The sequence below is a fragment of the Mycoplasmopsis verecunda genome, assembly GCF_033546915.1.
GTDB classification, from domain to species: Bacteria; Bacillota_I; Bacilli_A; order Mycoplasmatales; family Metamycoplasmataceae; genus Mycoplasmopsis; species Mycoplasmopsis verecunda.
Window position 1 is genome coordinate 41,440 of sequence record NZ_CP137850.1, and the last position, 16,598, is coordinate 58,037.

Here is a 16,598-nt window from a genome sequence, read left to right on the forward strand (position 1 = left end):
CGCAATTAGCGAGATGTTTTATAGTAATCAGGATTTTCACGACGACTATCATTATAAACATAAAATTTTGTTTTATAATCTGGATCAACTATTTTGAATGAGATTAATTCATTTGTTCAAGGAACTTGAAGAAAATGTTGAGTTTTGATTTGAATTTTTGAATGTTTTTCTTTGAATCCGTTAATATTATTGCTATTGAGGGTTATTCATTTATAATTGTCTTTTTTCAATAGCTCTTTGTATTGTTTCTTGATATTATTTTCCAATTCTGAAAAATCATTAACATAATAAATGAATTCCTTAATTTTATTAGTTTTCATATCATCATTTATATTTCATTCAGTATATCTTTTTTTCTGATTTTCTTCTATTGTCTTTGTATTTACATAATATGGCCGCATAATGCTTTCAGCATACTTAGAAAAAGCATTAATTAATGGAGTATATTCAATTTTAAATTCACTATAAGATAGAAGTTTTTCTATATCTTCAACTACAAAAGAATTGTTTCAATCACCTTGATTGATATATTTCTCTCATTCTTTTTCTTGCTCATTGTTAAGAAATAAATCAAACTCCGAATGAGATTTTTCAATTAATTCTCTTTTAATTAATTGCTTATCATTTTTTGCTATGTTTCCATCAAAATTTATTCAAAATATATGATCAAATGTATCATAATGTTTAGATCATACTTCGGGATCTGCTCCGATTGAGTCATAATAATGGGACTCTGACACACGATCATAATAAATTTTTTTAATAAACTTATTTTCATTGGTAGAAAGATTGCTATAAAAATTTAATCCATTAATACTATCAAGATTTGTAACATTATTATATGAATTATCAAATTCTGATCCCATCACAAACATTTTATATTCATCTTTACTAAACGGAAGCATTTGTTTATCGTTAGTTGATTCAAAACTATAAATTAAGGGATTAACAATTTCGATAAAAGATAATTTGTTAGCTAAATTCGAACTCATGAAATAGTTTTGACTCATTAATTCATTAGAATGATAACCATCATAATAATTTTCAATCATTGATTGCTCTTTTACTATTGAAGGTGAATATCCATAATATTTAAATATTTCTTTGTAATAGACTTTATTTAGCGGAAGTGAATTTCTAGAAATTAACTCATTTCTTTGTTTATTTACTATTTCTCCATAATAATATTCTTTATATTTTGCAAATAAATATGAAACATAACTATTAAATAAACTGATTTCGTGATATATATCTGTCTTATTATTAGATTTTTTATATTCATCACTTGTGATGAAATGATATTTTTTCAATGTATCAAGAAATAACTTTGTAAAAATTCAAGTAATGTCATTTTCTTTTACACTTGGCTCAAAATATTCTTCTGTCAGAGTAGGTTTAATAAAACGATTATTTATATCGTGTTTTTTATTAAATACATCAAATCTTGTAAGATAACCGTTCCATATTTTTTGCAATTCAGCGATAAACAAATTAATTAGATTAAAATCGTACAAATATAAAGCATCTTGATTCAATAGATTTTCAATATCTAAATTTAGAAGTTTTTTATATTTTTCTTTAACAAATGCTGAATTATTAATTTCGTTTATCAAAACATTATTTTTGTCTTTCTTTATGTCTGAAAGTACATTAATTTTGTGTTTAAATTTAGCATATACATTTTCTATATTATATTTATTATCATCTTGAGTTGTTTTATTATTGCAAGATATTGTTAATGATAAAGGTGTCATTACAACACAACCAAACATAAATTTTCATTCATTAAATTTCATTATATTACCTCATTGTAGTAAAGAAGATTTAAATGTCTATCGATAAAATTATGATAAACTCTGCTTATTGCTTCTTGTATATGTTCTATAGTTAGCCAATTAGGTAATATATTTCAATCGTTTATTTTATCTTTAAAGCGATTGAAAAAGTCCTTTATATCAACTAATTGTTTTAAGTCTACATATACATTATGTTCAAGATATTTTCGCTTATGACTACCAAAATAAGTTCTTTCTACAGAAGCGTCAGGTGATTGGCTTTGTCTTAATCTAGATCAATTATCATCATAAATATAACTAAAAGTATCAATTATATTTGTTGTAAATTCATCTTTAATATTAGGAATAAGTCTCTCAGCTTTATCTAGCATTTTAGATAAAACTTCCATTTTGACATAATCATTCATATTATTGGCACTTTGCTTTAAATAATCTTTTATAACAGAATATGTGTCAATGTATTTAAATGAAACAGTTGTAGTTATATGTTGAATTATATTTTTTTGTGAATAAATGTTTTGACCCATTGATAATAATATATCGCTTTCATGATATTTCTCTGCAGGTTCTCTATGCTTTTTAAATTGCTTTAATTTATTATCTTTAACTAGTTGGACCATTTTAAAATATTTTGGAATTCCGAAACCAGTTTTTGATTTAGATCTATTTTTTCTTCAAACATCTTGATAATCATATGGATAGTGATGTCAAGAATATTTAATAGTATCAGTATTCGCATATGTACTAGAACTAACTAATAAATTTTTTATTTCGCTAACAGAGAAATTTCTTTGAAATTGAGTATGTAATAAAGATATTAAACCAGTAATCATCGGAGCAGCCATACTGGTGCCGTCAAAATCATTAATAAATTCTAAATATTCATAGAATTTAGTGTTAGATTTATAATGACTTAATTGATTCAATTTATAAGTTCTGGTCAACTTATCATTATTAGTCATTCTTTTAATAATTAAATCATCTTCATTACGATGATTTCCATATGCACTTATAAGCGGACTTATTGTATTAGGATAAAAATTATAACTTGAAAAAGCAGTAGGTTGATTATTGTAGTCGGCAGCTCCTACATAAATTGCATTCTTAGAAGCTCTTTTATTGAAAAATTGTTCTATGAATTTATCTGCATTTGCATAATGATTGCCATTTGTTTGGTGTCATTCATTAAACATCTTGCTCAATAACACATTATTTCTATGAATAAATTCTAATTGCTTTCGAACAGAAGATTGAAATCTTTTATTATATAAGTGTATAAAGTAGGACATAAAATCTTCAAAATTATAAAGAATTGATGATCCATATCTTTCAAAATAATTTAAATATCTGCGACCGTTACCAGCAGACATAACAAAAATTAAATCATTTTTAATTGAGTATTCATCAATAACTCTAGTTAACAAGTCATCAAAGTATGAATTTATTATCAAGTCTTCATAATTCGATTCATTACCTTTAATAAAATAATAAGTAAGTAATCATGAAGTTAAACCTTTGATAAACCAATCATCATTCAGATTTAATTTATAATAATAATTATTTTCATCATATGGTTTAATATTAACTCAATCTAAAATTTTGTATGAGTAATCAATACTATAAGTTTTAGTTTCCTGATTATATTGACGACGAGCCAAATGAACTTTTTCTTGGAATAAAGGAACACCAAATTTACTTTCAAATTTCTCTACATAATTCCCGCCAAAACGTTTCAAATTAAAAATATCTGCTCCACCTAAACTAAAGTTTATGATTCTTACATTATTTTTAATCATATATTCGATAGAACGTCTTATTTGCGATTCGGAAGAAATGCTGTCATTACCTAAAACAGAATAAAACATATTAGCTTTTTTATTAATTCCTGTGTCACCACCAATAATAGATGAAACTGCTTCTCCATGTGAATCTTCTTCACTATCTACATTGTGTATATTAAGACTAAAATTTTTTAATTGTGAAGGTATAAAATCTAAATACTTATTTTTATTAATTTCAACAATTCCGACTCTATTATATGGGGAATTTTGATCTAATATTCCATTGCTTGTATCATTCAAATGATATTTTAAACCTAACTTATCATAGTAATGGCTATAAAAACTTTTTAAAATATCATATTCATACTTAGATAAGTAAATATCTTGTTTTGGATTTAATTTAATTTTTGTTTCATTATTATTAATATTTGCAGAAATAAAAACTGCACCAAAAAATGGTACAGTTACCGAAGCAAATAATAATGAGAGTCATTTCACTATTTTTTTCATAATATCTCCATATATCTCTATACTTTAATTTTATTAAATTAAAAGTTGGTTTCAATTAGATTTTTATAAGTTGAAATAGCGAATGAATTTCATTATAAACTAATCAATTACATTGATTTTTTAAATTTTCATAGTCAAGTATCAACCATAATAACTACTTCGTCAATTAATGGTTGCACTCTGAAAGAAATATCTTTCATATTACCGATAAAATCTAATATTTTTTCTAAATCATAAACAACAGCTTCGAAAACTTGAGCAGCAGAATAATATTGTGTTTCAGCTTCTTGTATTAATGATAAATCTAATGAATCTTTATAGCTTCCTAATGCATTGTGATCAAGCATTAGTAATTTTTCTGCTAAAGCATCTAGCTGTTCAGATACATCATCATAGAATTTGTCTAATTGTTCGTGAATTTCAAAAAAGTTTTTATCTTTTAGATTTCAGTGAAAATTTTTAACCTTAGTTTGTAATATTAAGAAACTTGCTTGTAATTTTAATAAATCTTGTTTGTTATTCATAACACCTTCTTTCATAATAATTTTATCATTTTACAAAAACCATATCAAAGTTATTAATATATGCAAAAATCATATAAAAATAATTTTTTTGTATTTTGTCTTATTTATTATCTTGAGATTTTTCGGGTAAAAATTGTTCTAAGTATTTAGCGAGTCCGCTTTCGCTGCAATTGAATTCAGTTACATCATCAGCCATTGCTTTTAATTCATCAACTGAGTTTTTCATTGCTACTAAAGTTCCGATTTTTCCTTTAGTTGAAGCATCATTTAAAGAGTCTCCAATATGCATTGCATTTTTAGGGTCAATTCCTTTTGATAAACAGTAACGAACTTCTTCTGTGCCTTTAGAAACATTTGCTTTTGTAATTTCAAGAATATTATTTTTTGAGCCAGTTAAAGCAATTTCTAATTTACCAGCAAATTCTTTTTCTCATTTTTTAGCTAATCTTCTGATTTTGTGTCCAGTTAATGTTCATACTAATACTTTGTATACAGGAAAATCATTTTTGTATTCTTTATATGATTTAGCAGAATACTTTCCATTTCCATTCATAAATCATCTAAATAATCTGTTTTTAACAAATGCTTGTTCTTTTACATTTGAGTTATAAATCATAAAACAGAAATGTTTGGCTAAGGTGCTGAATAATTCTTGAGCAACTTCTTTATCCATAATTTCTTCATTAACAATTACACCATTTTCTACAGTTTTAGTTCCGTTTCAAGCAATATATGTATCAGTTCCCGTTAAATCTTTAACTAAAGCTGAAGTTTTTTCTGAAACACCACGACCAGTAGCTATAACTACTGGAACACTTTTATTTAATTCAGTTAAAACTTGTTTAGTATATGCAGTAGCTGAACGTTCATAGAATTTTTTTTCAGGTGTATCTAAAGTTGTACCATCAAGGTCAATAAAAATAATTTCAGGTTTTTTCATATAAACTCCTTTATTTATGTGTAAATTATACTAATGAAAAGTAATAATTTAACTATATTTATTAATAAATATATTCATTTTTTCTAGCTAAAATGCTTATTTTAGCAATATAAAAAGCACTATTTTTTAAGTGTATAAAATATTAAAAAAATGTAAAATATAGCTACATATTGAGTTGGAATTTTTGTACATTAAACTTAATGTGTTAAATTACGAAATTTTAAAAGGAAAATTATGAAAAAGACTTTATTTGATGAAAAACAATATTTAGATAAAGTACATGCTTGATGGCGTGCAGCAAACTATCTTTCAGTAGCACAAATCTACTTAAGAAATAACCCTCTTATGAAAGATGGTTTAAAAGCTGAAGACGTTAAAATGTACCCAATCGGTCACTGAGGAACAATCCCAGGACAAAACTTAATTTATGCTCACTTAAACCGGGTAATTAACAAATACGGTGTAAACATGTTTTACATTGAAGGACCAGGACACGGTGGACAAGTTATGATTTCAAACTCATATCTAGACGGAAGTTACACAGAATTATTCCCAGAAATCACACAAGATGAAGATGGAATTAGAAAAATGTGTAAAAGATTCTCATTCCCTGGTGGAACAGCCTCTCACGCTGCTCCTGAAACACCTGGTTCAATTCACGAAGGTGGTGAATTAGGTTACTCACTTTCACATGCAACAGGTGCTATTTTAGATAACCCTAACATAATTGCTGCTGCAGTTATCGGTGATGGTGAAGCTGAAACAGGTCCTCTTGCAGCAGGATGATTCTCAACATCATTTATTAACCCTGTAAACGATGGTGCTGTTTTACCAATTATTCACATTAATGGTGGAAAAATTTCAAACCCAACAATTATGTCTCGTAAAACAGATGAAGAAATTTCTGCAATGTTAAAAGGATACGGATGAGAAGCTATCTTTGTTGAAGCTAATGTATTTGACCAAGAAGGTATTCATACAATCATGGCTGAAGCATTTGACAAAGCTGTTGAAAAGATTTTAGAAATCCAAGCAGAAGCTAGAAAAAAACCAGCTGAAGTTGCAACAAGACCTATTTGACCAGCACTTGTAGTTCGTACACCTAAAGGATGAACATGTCCACACCAAATTAACGGTGAAACATTTGAAGGAAGCTTTAGATCACACCAAGTTCCACTTCCTGTTACATCAGAAAATCCAAAATTATTAGGTGAATTACAACAATGATTAGAATCATATCGTCCACATGAATTATTTGATGCAAATGGTAAATTCAAAGCTGAATATGCTGAAATTGCACCAAAAGGTGATATGAGAATGGCAATGCAACCAATTACAAATGGTGGTGTAAACCCTAGAGCTCTTAACTTACCAAACTGAAGAGAATTTGGATTAGAAATTAACAAACCAGGTGAAGTAAAAGACCAAGATATGGTTAACGCTGGTAAATGATTTGCTGATGTTATTAAGAGAAACCCAGATAACTTCAGAGTATTTGGACCAGATGAAACAAAATCAAATAGATTATATGCAGTACTTAAATTAACAAACAGACAATGACTTGAAAGAGTTGATGCTGAATTAGATGAAGCTGTTGGACCCGTTGGAAGAGTTATTGACTCACAACTTTCAGAACACCAAGCAGAAGGATTCTTAGAAGGATATGTTCTTACAGGACGTCACGGATTCTTTGCATCATATGAATCATTCTTAAGAGTTGTTGACTCAATGTTAACACAACACATGAAATGAGTTGCTAAAGCACGTAAAATTTCATGAAGAAAAGATTACCCATCTCTTAATGTTATTGCTACATCTACAGCATTCCAACAAGACCACAACGGTTATACACACCAAGACCCAGGTATTTTAGGACACTTAGCTGACAAGAAACCTGAATTAATTCGTGAATACTTACCAGCTGATTCAAACTCATTACTTGCAGTTTTAGATAAAGCATTCGCTGAAAGAGATGTTATTAACTTAATCGTTGCTTCAAAACAACCAAGAGATCAATTCTACAACATGGATGAAGCTCAAGAATTAGTTGATAAAGGACTTAAAGTTATTGATTGAGCATCAACAGTTAAAGAAGGTCAAGAACCAGATCTTGTTGTAGTTGCTTCAGGTACAGAACCAAACTTAGAAGCACTTGCTACAATTTCAATACTTAATAAATACTACCCAGATCTAAAAATTAGATTTGTTAATGTAGTTGACTTATTAAGACTACGTCACCCAAGTATTGATCCACGTGGATTAAGTGATGAAGAATTCAATACAATCTTCACTGAAAACAAACCAGTTCTATTTGCTTTCCACGGATTTGAAGGATTAATTCGTGATATCTTCTTCTCACGTAAAAACCACAACTTATTTGTTCACGGTTACAGAGAAAACGGAGATATTACAACATCATTCGATATTCGTTTAATGTCTGAAATGGATAGATTCCACATGTCAATTACAGCAGCTAATGCAGTATATGGACAAGATAAAGCACACGACTTTGTAGCTTTAATGGAAGAAAAAATTGCATACCACAACAGATACATTAAAGAAGTTGGAATTGATATTGACGAAGTTAGATTCTGAAAATGAGAAGGACTTAATAAATAATTAATTTCTATTATTACCTAACCTACGGGTTAGGTTTTTTATAAAAATTATTCAAATGTAAAGCTATACACAGACCTGAGTTTCCAAGTTGGAAGCTCTTTTTATTTAATTTTCGACGCCTTTTATACATAGTATAAAACAACAAAAAAATTTTTACTTTTTATATATTCATTACATTCATAAAGTGGTATAATAATTATATGGAAAGCAAAGCTAAGTTACATATAATGAAAAGTAAAAACAAAGACAAAATATATTTATCAGTTTGTAAAACTTTAGGTTTTGGAAAAGGATATAAAAGAATTGTTGGTTTAGGATATTTGGAAGAACTTGAGAAATTAAATCCTAATGCATTGGATATATTAAAGCAAAATGCAAAGGTGATTCCGATTGACTCTGAAAAAGAATATGTAAAAGAACAATTAATTAATTCTTTAAATAATGGATATTTTGAAAATAGATTAGTTAACTATGGCATTCAAAACTTATATTCAATTATAAAAGAATTAGAAATATTTAATTCACTACCTAAAACCAAGCATAAACAGCTAGAACAATTATTGGAATATTTTATTTCCTCAAGAATCATACAAGCTGACAGCATTATTCAGACATTCAATAAAAAGATGATTTCATCAGTGAAATCAAGCTTAAAAAAAGTAGTTTTTTATAATGTTTTAGATTTACTCGATGATTATAAAGTCGACATTTTAAAAAGAGTTAACAAAGTTATTTCTGAAAAGACAAAAAGAGAAATTGAATTAGTATTTTATGATTCATCAACTGTATATTTTGAAACTTTCAAAAGAGATGGTTTAAGATTTCCGGGTTATTCTAAAGATGGAAAAAATCAAAGAGGATTAAGTTGTATTAGGCATGGCAACAATTCAAATGGTATTCCTATACATTTTGAGCTTTTCAAAGGTAATACAATGGATGCTTCAACTATGATTCCATTTATCATTAAAATGACTCAAACTTATGATGTTAAAAATATCACCATCATAGCTGATAGAGGTATGTCTTCAAACAGAAACATCAGATTTTTAGAGCAATTAGGAATTGATTTTATAATTTCATATTGTGCAAAAGCTGGCTCAAATCAATTTAAAGAATATATTTTTAATGAAAGTGATTGAATTGAAAATGGTGAATTTAAATATAAAGAACAAGAATATGCGTCAATGTGAAATAAAAAGAGATTAAATGGACATAAAAGAAGAAGAATTGTAACTTTCAGTGAAAAAAGAGCTAAAAAAGATAAAGCTGACAGAGATGTTTTAATTAATAACTTCATTAAAAAACAAAACAAAAATGGTGTTGTTAAAGGTGAAGATTTAATAGGAATTAAAAAATATAAGTTCTTTAAAACAAATGACTCTATAAATTTTGTTCTTAATTATGAAAAGATTGAACAAGATAAGAAATTTGATGGTATTTATGTATATGAAACTTCAAGAATGGACTTATCACCTGAGGAAATAAAAAATATTTATCATAAACAATGACAAATAGAAGAAAACTTCAGAACATTAAAAAGCTCACTTGATGTTAGACCAATTTATGTGTGAAACGATAAACATATTCGAGGACACTTTGTATTATGTTTTTTAGCTCTAGTAGTTTTAAAATACTCTTTATATAAAGTTAATGAATATTTACATAAATATGGAGTAATTGATAAATTTACAAATAATAGATTAATTGAATCAATAAAATCAGCTGTTATGGTTGAAGAATTGGTAAATAATCAAATTGTTAGAAAAACATTTATAAATAAAAGCTCTGATAATAAATCAGATTATGAAATTGTAAACAAAGCATTAAATAATATTTTATGTATGTAATTTTTATGATTAAAAAATCATACAGCTCTATTTTGTAGGATTGTATGATTTTTAATATTATTTAACTTGGAAACTCAGGAAAATTATTCAAATGTAAAGCTATACACAGATAAATAAATTAAATAAAATATACTCACTCTAATAATGTTAGAGTGAGTGTTTATATTAGTTTTAATGATTAAAAGATTTTTTTAATTTATTTATAAGCTTAATAATTCAGTGTGGTTCTTTACTAATCAGAATATCTGTCATTTTTTCAGAAGATATAAATTGAATTTTAGAACCTTTATAAACTATTTGTTCATACGAAAATGTTTCAAATCCCGTTTTACCATGATATCTTCCAATACCACTTTGTTTAATCCCACCAAAAGGCAACTTACTATTGTAAATAAATTTAGAATTTGAATTAATTATTAAACTTCCTGTATCAAGAGTATTTTGAATTAATTCAAAATCCTTTTTATTGTTACTATATAAATAAATAGCTAGTGGTTTTTCTTTATCCATTAATTTTTGTTCAACTAATTTATCAAGATCATCAAATATCATATAAGGTAATATTGGACCAAATATCTCTTCGCTCATTAATTTATCATTTTCATTTATTTCAATAATAGATAATTTTTGAAGTACTTCTGGGCTGAATAAATTAGAATTAAAATTAATAAGTCTTTGTTCCATTGAACCATCTACAACTCTTGCTAGTTGTTTTTCATCTAGATTTTTTGATAATAGTAAATTTAAAGATTCATTTATTTCCTTGATAAATTGTTCTTTAATAGATGAGTGAATATATAAATGATCAGGTGCTAAGCAAGTTTGGCCAGCATTCATAATTTTAGAAAATAGAATATTTCATGCAGCAGATTTAATATTAGCTGTACTGGTAATAATGGTTGGATTTTTTCCTCCTAATTCAAGAATGCAAGGTATCATTTTTTTAGAAGCTCTTTGATATACTAAATTTCCTACACGTTGAGAACCTGTGAAAAAAACAAAATCAGCTTTATTATCTATCGCTTGATTAATTTCTTCTACACCACCATTTATAATATCTACTTCATTATTTTGGAATACTGATTTAATAATATTAGATATTACTTGAGATGTATTAGGAACTCTTTCAGGCAATTTAATTAATACATTATTACCAGCACCATAAGCATTAATAATCGGAATAAAAGAAAGATTAAATGGATAATTTCAAGGTGTTAGTATTACAACTGTTCCGTAAGGTTTATGATAAATATATGATTTACCAAATGCTAAAGATAAAGGTGTTGAGACTTTTTTAGGTTTAGCTCATTTATTTAGATTTCGAAGATAGTAATTAATTTCATTTATAATAGGTAAAATTTCTGTTAGTTCAACTTCATTAATTGACTTATTTAAGTCTTGAGCTAAAGCTTTATAAATCTCTTCTTTTTTTGCAAAAATTTCATTTTTTAGTTTTTTTAGTGTGTTTTTTATTACTTTTGTTTTCATAATAAAAATTATATATTATCAATTAATAAAAGATATATTTTTATTTTTCATTATAAAGGGACAAAATTAATAAAAAAAGTCTATTAGTAGACTTAATTATTATTTTGAATGATTATCATCATTTTGCGATGTAATAAGATTAAATCATTTATCTAGTGTTTTCAATGAATCTTTATAAATTAAGTAATTAGGACAATATTTAGCAACTGTATTTCAAAATACTTTATTATGTTTTTGTCCTATAGTAATTGAGTGTGATATCTCGTGTGCAACAACATAAGAGACAACATGAATTGGAAAAACGGATAAATCAAAATTATAATTAATATCACATTCGCCAGAATCTGTACGATATTTACAAATTCCTAAATAGCTAGAAATATTTAATTTTATTGATGGAACTATATATTCAGTATTATAAAATTGAGAAATTTCTTTTGATATTTCTTTAATTAATTCTAAAAATTTTTTGCTCAGAAAAGATCTAACTTGTTTACAAATATATTGATTATCATCTTGTTTATTTGGTAAGCAATTGAAAATATCAAATATCTTATCATTGTCTGAAAGTCTAATTATTACAGTACCAGAGCTTTTATATGTAAAATATAATTTTTGACCTAAATAATAAAACCAGTTTTTTCAATCTTCCAAAGTATAAAAGTGTGGATAGTTCTTTAAAATATATTCTTTTAAGCATTGTTCTACTTCTTCTAATGAATTAAATTTAGAAGGTCTAATGTAAACAGGTATATTTTCAAAGTTATTTGTTGTTAAGAGATAAAAAGATTTATTAGGATTTTTGAAATGAATTGTATCTGCATCCTTTAATCTATAAAAGAAATCTTTATCATTAACTGTAATTTTATATATCTTATTATTATCTATTTGAATAGGCATATAGATATTTTAACGAAATCGGAATAAAAAAGTAGCTTTTTAAACTACTTATTTTCTTCTTTATTTAAATCGTCTTGAACAGTTTTGTAAGCTTTTTCTGCTTGCTTTGTGTAATTATATATTAATGAAACTAATTCTTGTTTAGACATATCTTCATATCCAGAAATGTTTAAGATTTGAGCCATTTGGAATAATTGAGAATTTGGCATTTGCATTAATTGATCAATGTATTTTTGTTTTTCTAAATCAGCATTTGAAACTTGTTCTTTTAATGTCTCATTTTTATTTTTTGATTCTTGATGAGATTCATATAAAGGTTGTTGATCGCTTTGATTCATACCGAATCCATCAGCCATTGAACCAGCACCTGCAGCTGCACTTAAAGCTTCAAAAGGATTAATTCCACTTTTAAGCATTTGTGAGTATCTTTCTTGAAATTCCATCATAAATTTATGATTAGCATATCTAGCTGAAATGGTAATTAATGCTTTAACTTGTCTAGCAGGAATGATTCAAATAACAATGTTTAAAGTAGCAAAAATAATATTGATAATAAAGATTGCTAAGTAAGATTTTACATAATCTTGCACCGCACTATTGTTTTCTGTAGCATATTGGAATAATGAGAAAATACTGAATAAGCCTAAAAAGAATGTTCAAGTATTCAAAGCAAGCGGGAATGTTGTGAAGTCTTTTTTCTTAGAAATATTAATAAATGCTTTAACAAGCATAACTAACATATATACGAATATAACAATAAATATTGCATTATAAAGCATATTTCATATTAGCATACCTTGTCTATAACCATCAATTGCAGAAGCAGAAGCTCCAGCCCCGTGTAATTGGGAATGAATAGCTGTATAAGTAGGAGAACCTTTTACATATATTCCTTCTGTTACATATGGTTTAGAAAATACACCATAAAGAATAAATACACTTAATTGTAATAGTAATACTAATAAAAGTGAAGCAAATCATACTCAAACTCAAAATGTAAATTGTTTTTTATATTTATCAAATATTGATTCTTGAGATGAGAAATTATTTAAATTTATATTTTTCTTATCAACAAACATATTACCTCCTAATTTTGACTTTCTGATTTAATGAATGCATCAAAATCGAAATCTGCAACATTAAATTCTTTTGGCGGTTTTGAAAAGAATAACATTTCTTTTCCTGTAACTGGGTGTTTAAAAGTTAATTTGTAAGCATGCAATCTTTGACCCTTATCATCAATTGCTTTATTATAAACAGGATCACCGTAAACAGGATTTTTAATATGTGCCATATGAACTCTGATTTGGTGTGTTCTTCCAGTTTCTAATTCACATTTAACAAGTGATTTTGGTAATCCATCAATATAAAACCCTTTTAGTAATGTGACATAAGTAACTGCTGGTTTGGAATTATGATTTGTAACTTCCATTTTTAATCTATCTTTAGCTGAACGTCCGATTGGAAGAATTAATTTTAATTTTGAATTTTCAATTATTCCATCACATATTGCTAAATAAGATCTTTTAATACTATGAGTTGCAAACATATCAGCAAGTAAATTATGTGCTTCATTAGTTTTTGCAATAACTAATAATCCACTAGTATCCTTATCAATTCTATGCACAATTCCAGGTCTTAATAATCCATTTTCATTTGATAAATTATTTTTAAAATGGTAAAGAAGACCATTAACCAATGTATCATCATAATGACCGGGCGCAGGGTGAACAGTTAATCCACTAGGTTTATTAATTACACATAAATATTCATCATCATAAAGAATTTCAAGCTCCATTTCCTTTGGTTCAATCTTGATTTCTTTATCAAGAATTTTGGTAATTTTAATTATTTGTCCTTCACGAACTGTGAATTTTGGTTTATTAACCAAGATATCATCAACATAAACACAATGTTGTTCGACAAGCGTCTTGATATCATTACGAGATATATCGGAATTATTAGATACATATTTATCTAATCTTTCGCTATATTTTACTTCTATTTCTTTCATAAAATGAATTATATAGTTTTTTGTTATTTTATAAAGATTGATATTTATCTATAAAAAAGAAAGATAAAGAATAAATTTTACGCAAAATCAAAAATTTTGTCTATTTTAGAAATTTTATTTTCAAGACAAAAAAATATTTATAATAACATCATCGAATAAAAAGGAGAACGAATATGAAATTGAAAAAATCTATGTTTCTTTTAACAACAGGAACAATATTATTAACTACTGCTCCACTTGTGGCTGCACAATGTGGGCATGAAGATGGAACAAAAACATTAACTAAACAATATGAGCAAATGGTTAAATTAGCAACTGAAAATGATGTAAAAGATGCTACAGAATACAAAGCTAATTTAGATAAATATATTGCTACATCAAAAGCATTATTAGAGAGTAAAGATGTTCCAGAAGATGCAATTAATTCACAAAATAAGGCGAATAAGGAATTTCTTGAACATATTAAGGAATTAATTTCAAGCAGAAAAGCAATTAATGCTTTAACTTTAGAATCATTTAAAACAACTTATTTAAAAAACCACAATCCGATGATTAAAAATCAACAAAAAGGAAAATTAATACCTGAAACATTAATGCCTGAAGATTTTGATCATATTAAAGTAGATGATGTTACAGAAATTATTGTTAAACCACAAGGGTTTAGAGTCGAAAAACCTTATGCAAAATATGCAAAATCCTATGGTTCATCAAAGAATGAAAAGGCTTATGTAGAAGAAGGGAAAACTAAAGTTCATGCAACTTTAAGAATTCAACAAAGTTTATATCCAACAATTGGTAAAGATTTTGAAGTAGACTTTGAAGTATCTGAATTAATGAAGCTTGAAGATATTAAAAAGACATTTGCTGAGGAACTTAAAACATTTAAGGTAGATACAACAAAACCTTATGAAAATGGTGTTCTATATCTTGAACAAAAGACAAATGCTACTTTTGATTCATTATTAAGATGAGATTATGATTACAACAAATTAGCTGATGATGGTTATATTAACATTAACATACATAATCAAAACTTAGATTGAGCAATGTCTGTTAAACAAGTTGATAGAAATAATAACTCAGTAAGAGTAAATTTTGGTGTTTCATTTAAATTCCCACAAAGTAATGTACCATATTTAATGTATAAAGGGAAAAATGAATTGGAACTTAGTCCTAATCCTGTACAAGATCCAAAAGGTGCTGAAGAATTTACAATCTCTAATTTACCTAAAGTACTAATATCGCCTTTAGCATTCCCTACATTTTTAAATATGCAACATGCTTTAGATCTTAATGAAGAAAAAGTACTAAAAGCAACCGGTAAAAGTTCTATGGGTGATCTCGAAGGGAAAGACTTAACACCTGCAATTGTTCAACAAACAATGGAATTATCTAATAGTGCTTCTATTAAGAAAGGTTCATTATTTTATAACTTTAAAGAAAATAAATTCAGTGATTTATACAATTTAAAAGTTACTTCTGTTGACTTAGTAGCAGCTGAAGAAAATGATAAAGAAAAAGCTATTGTAAATGTTGAAATTTCATTAAAACAAAATGCTAATGATAAAAATGTTTACAATTATATTTTAGCCAATGGACAATATGGTTCAATATTAGATGATACTAATAAAGTTGGAAGATTTTCATTTGAAGTAAATAATCTTAAAAAGTCAGTTTATGTAAATGAAATGGATAAATTCATGGAAGACAAAGCTGACAAACTTAATGTTGAAGTTAAATTAAGTGCTGATGAATTAAAAAATGCTGAAGAAACTTTATTAAAAGAAGGTAAAGCATATGGTAAATACGGTGCTCAAATTGAAATATCAAAAAACCAAGCAACCACAAGCATTCCTAAAAATAATGATGTTGAAAAAGTTTCGCTATATAATTTTGCAACATTATTAGGAGAAACCGATTATACACTTGTCCCAGTTAAGAGAACAATATATCAATGAAAGGGTAGAACACTTTTATCTAAATATTTCAGTGTTAAATATAATAAAGAAACAAAAACAATTTCATATGAAGCAAAACTAGCACAAAATGTTGGTACTAGAAGAGAACCTGAATACAAATTATCAGATAAATCATACAAAGGAACTATTAAATTAGTTTTACAAGAAAATTAGAAATGTGCGGATTTATTCCGCATTTTTTAATTATTTTAGGAAAGTGA

General features: G+C 26.6%; 11 protein-coding genes. 3 read left to right on the top strand and 8 right to left on the bottom strand.

The window, feature by feature from the left end:
* Nucleotides 1-5 precede the first annotated feature (5 nt).
* From SAM46_RS00170 to SAM46_RS00185, 4 genes are all read right to left on the bottom strand, one after another.
* A complete protein-coding gene (locus tag SAM46_RS00170; RefSeq protein ID WP_078747271.1) occupies nt 6-1,796 on the bottom strand; it encodes a hypothetical protein in 1,791 nt (596 codons plus the stop codon).
* Nucleotides 1,796-4,087 (bottom strand): S8 family serine peptidase, encoded by a 2,292-nt coding sequence (locus SAM46_RS00175; RefSeq protein WP_078747270.1) that lies wholly within the window; start codon nt 4,085-4,087, stop codon nt 1,796-1,798. Before SAM46_RS00175 ends, SAM46_RS00170 begins: the two co-directional genes overlap by 1 nt.
* 107 nt (nt 4,088-4,194) lie before the next feature.
* Nucleotides 4,195-4,611 carry a Dps family protein gene (locus tag SAM46_RS00180; RefSeq protein ID WP_159442412.1) on the bottom strand — a complete coding sequence of 139 codons (417 nt, stop codon included), beginning with the start codon at nt 4,609-4,611 and terminating at the stop codon, nt 4,195-4,197.
* Between the two features lie 100 nt (nt 4,612-4,711).
* A complete protein-coding gene (locus tag SAM46_RS00185; protein WP_078747268.1) occupies nt 4,712-5,551 on the bottom strand; it encodes an HAD hydrolase family protein in 840 nt (279 codons plus the stop codon).
* Between the two features lie 234 nt (nt 5,552-5,785).
* Here SAM46_RS00185 and SAM46_RS00190 point away from each other — a divergent pair, with 234 nt between their 5' ends.
* Together SAM46_RS00190 and SAM46_RS00195 are read left to right on the top strand one after the other, a co-directional pair.
* On the top strand, nt 5,786-8,170 hold the full coding sequence (locus SAM46_RS00190) for a phosphoketolase family protein (RefSeq protein ID WP_078747267.1): 2,385 nt from the start codon (nt 5,786-5,788) through the stop codon (nt 8,168-8,170).
* Between the two features lie 200 nt (nt 8,171-8,370).
* Entirely contained in the window at nt 8,371-10,017 is a 1,647-nt protein-coding gene (locus SAM46_RS00195) for an IS1634 family transposase (RefSeq protein WP_318635597.1), read from the top strand.
* A gap of 171 nt (nt 10,018-10,188) precedes the next feature.
* Here SAM46_RS00195 and SAM46_RS00200 read toward each other — a convergent pair whose 3' ends face one another.
* The 4 genes from SAM46_RS00200 to SAM46_RS00215 form a co-directional block, all read right to left on the bottom strand.
* Complete coding sequence (locus SAM46_RS00200) at nt 10,189-11,505, bottom strand: aldehyde dehydrogenase family protein (RefSeq protein ID WP_078747234.1); 1,317 nt, start codon at nt 11,503-11,505, stop codon at nt 10,189-10,191.
* Nucleotides 11,506-11,604: 99 nt separating this feature from the next.
* Nucleotides 11,605-12,405 carry a YgjP-like metallopeptidase domain-containing protein gene (locus SAM46_RS00205; protein ID WP_078747235.1) on the bottom strand — a complete coding sequence of 267 codons (801 nt, stop codon included), beginning with the start codon at nt 12,403-12,405 and terminating at the stop codon, nt 11,605-11,607.
* Between the two features lie 44 nt (nt 12,406-12,449).
* On the bottom strand, nt 12,450-13,484 hold the full coding sequence (locus SAM46_RS00210) for a hypothetical protein (protein WP_078747236.1): 1,035 nt from the start codon (nt 13,482-13,484) through the stop codon (nt 12,450-12,452).
* A gap of 8 nt (nt 13,485-13,492) precedes the next feature.
* The gene (locus SAM46_RS00215; protein ID WP_078747237.1) at nt 13,493-14,419 is read right to left on the bottom strand and encodes an RluA family pseudouridine synthase; all 927 of its coding nucleotides are present in this window, start codon (nt 14,417-14,419) and stop codon (nt 13,493-13,495) included.
* Nucleotides 14,420-14,592: 173 nt separating this feature from the next.
* Between SAM46_RS00215 and SAM46_RS00220 the strand changes: the two genes are divergently transcribed.
* Nucleotides 14,593-16,551, top strand: coding sequence for a hypothetical protein (locus tag SAM46_RS00220; RefSeq protein ID WP_318635598.1), 1,959 nt, complete (start codon nt 14,593-14,595; stop codon nt 16,549-16,551).
* The last annotated feature ends 47 nt before the right edge of the window (nt 16,552-16,598 follow it).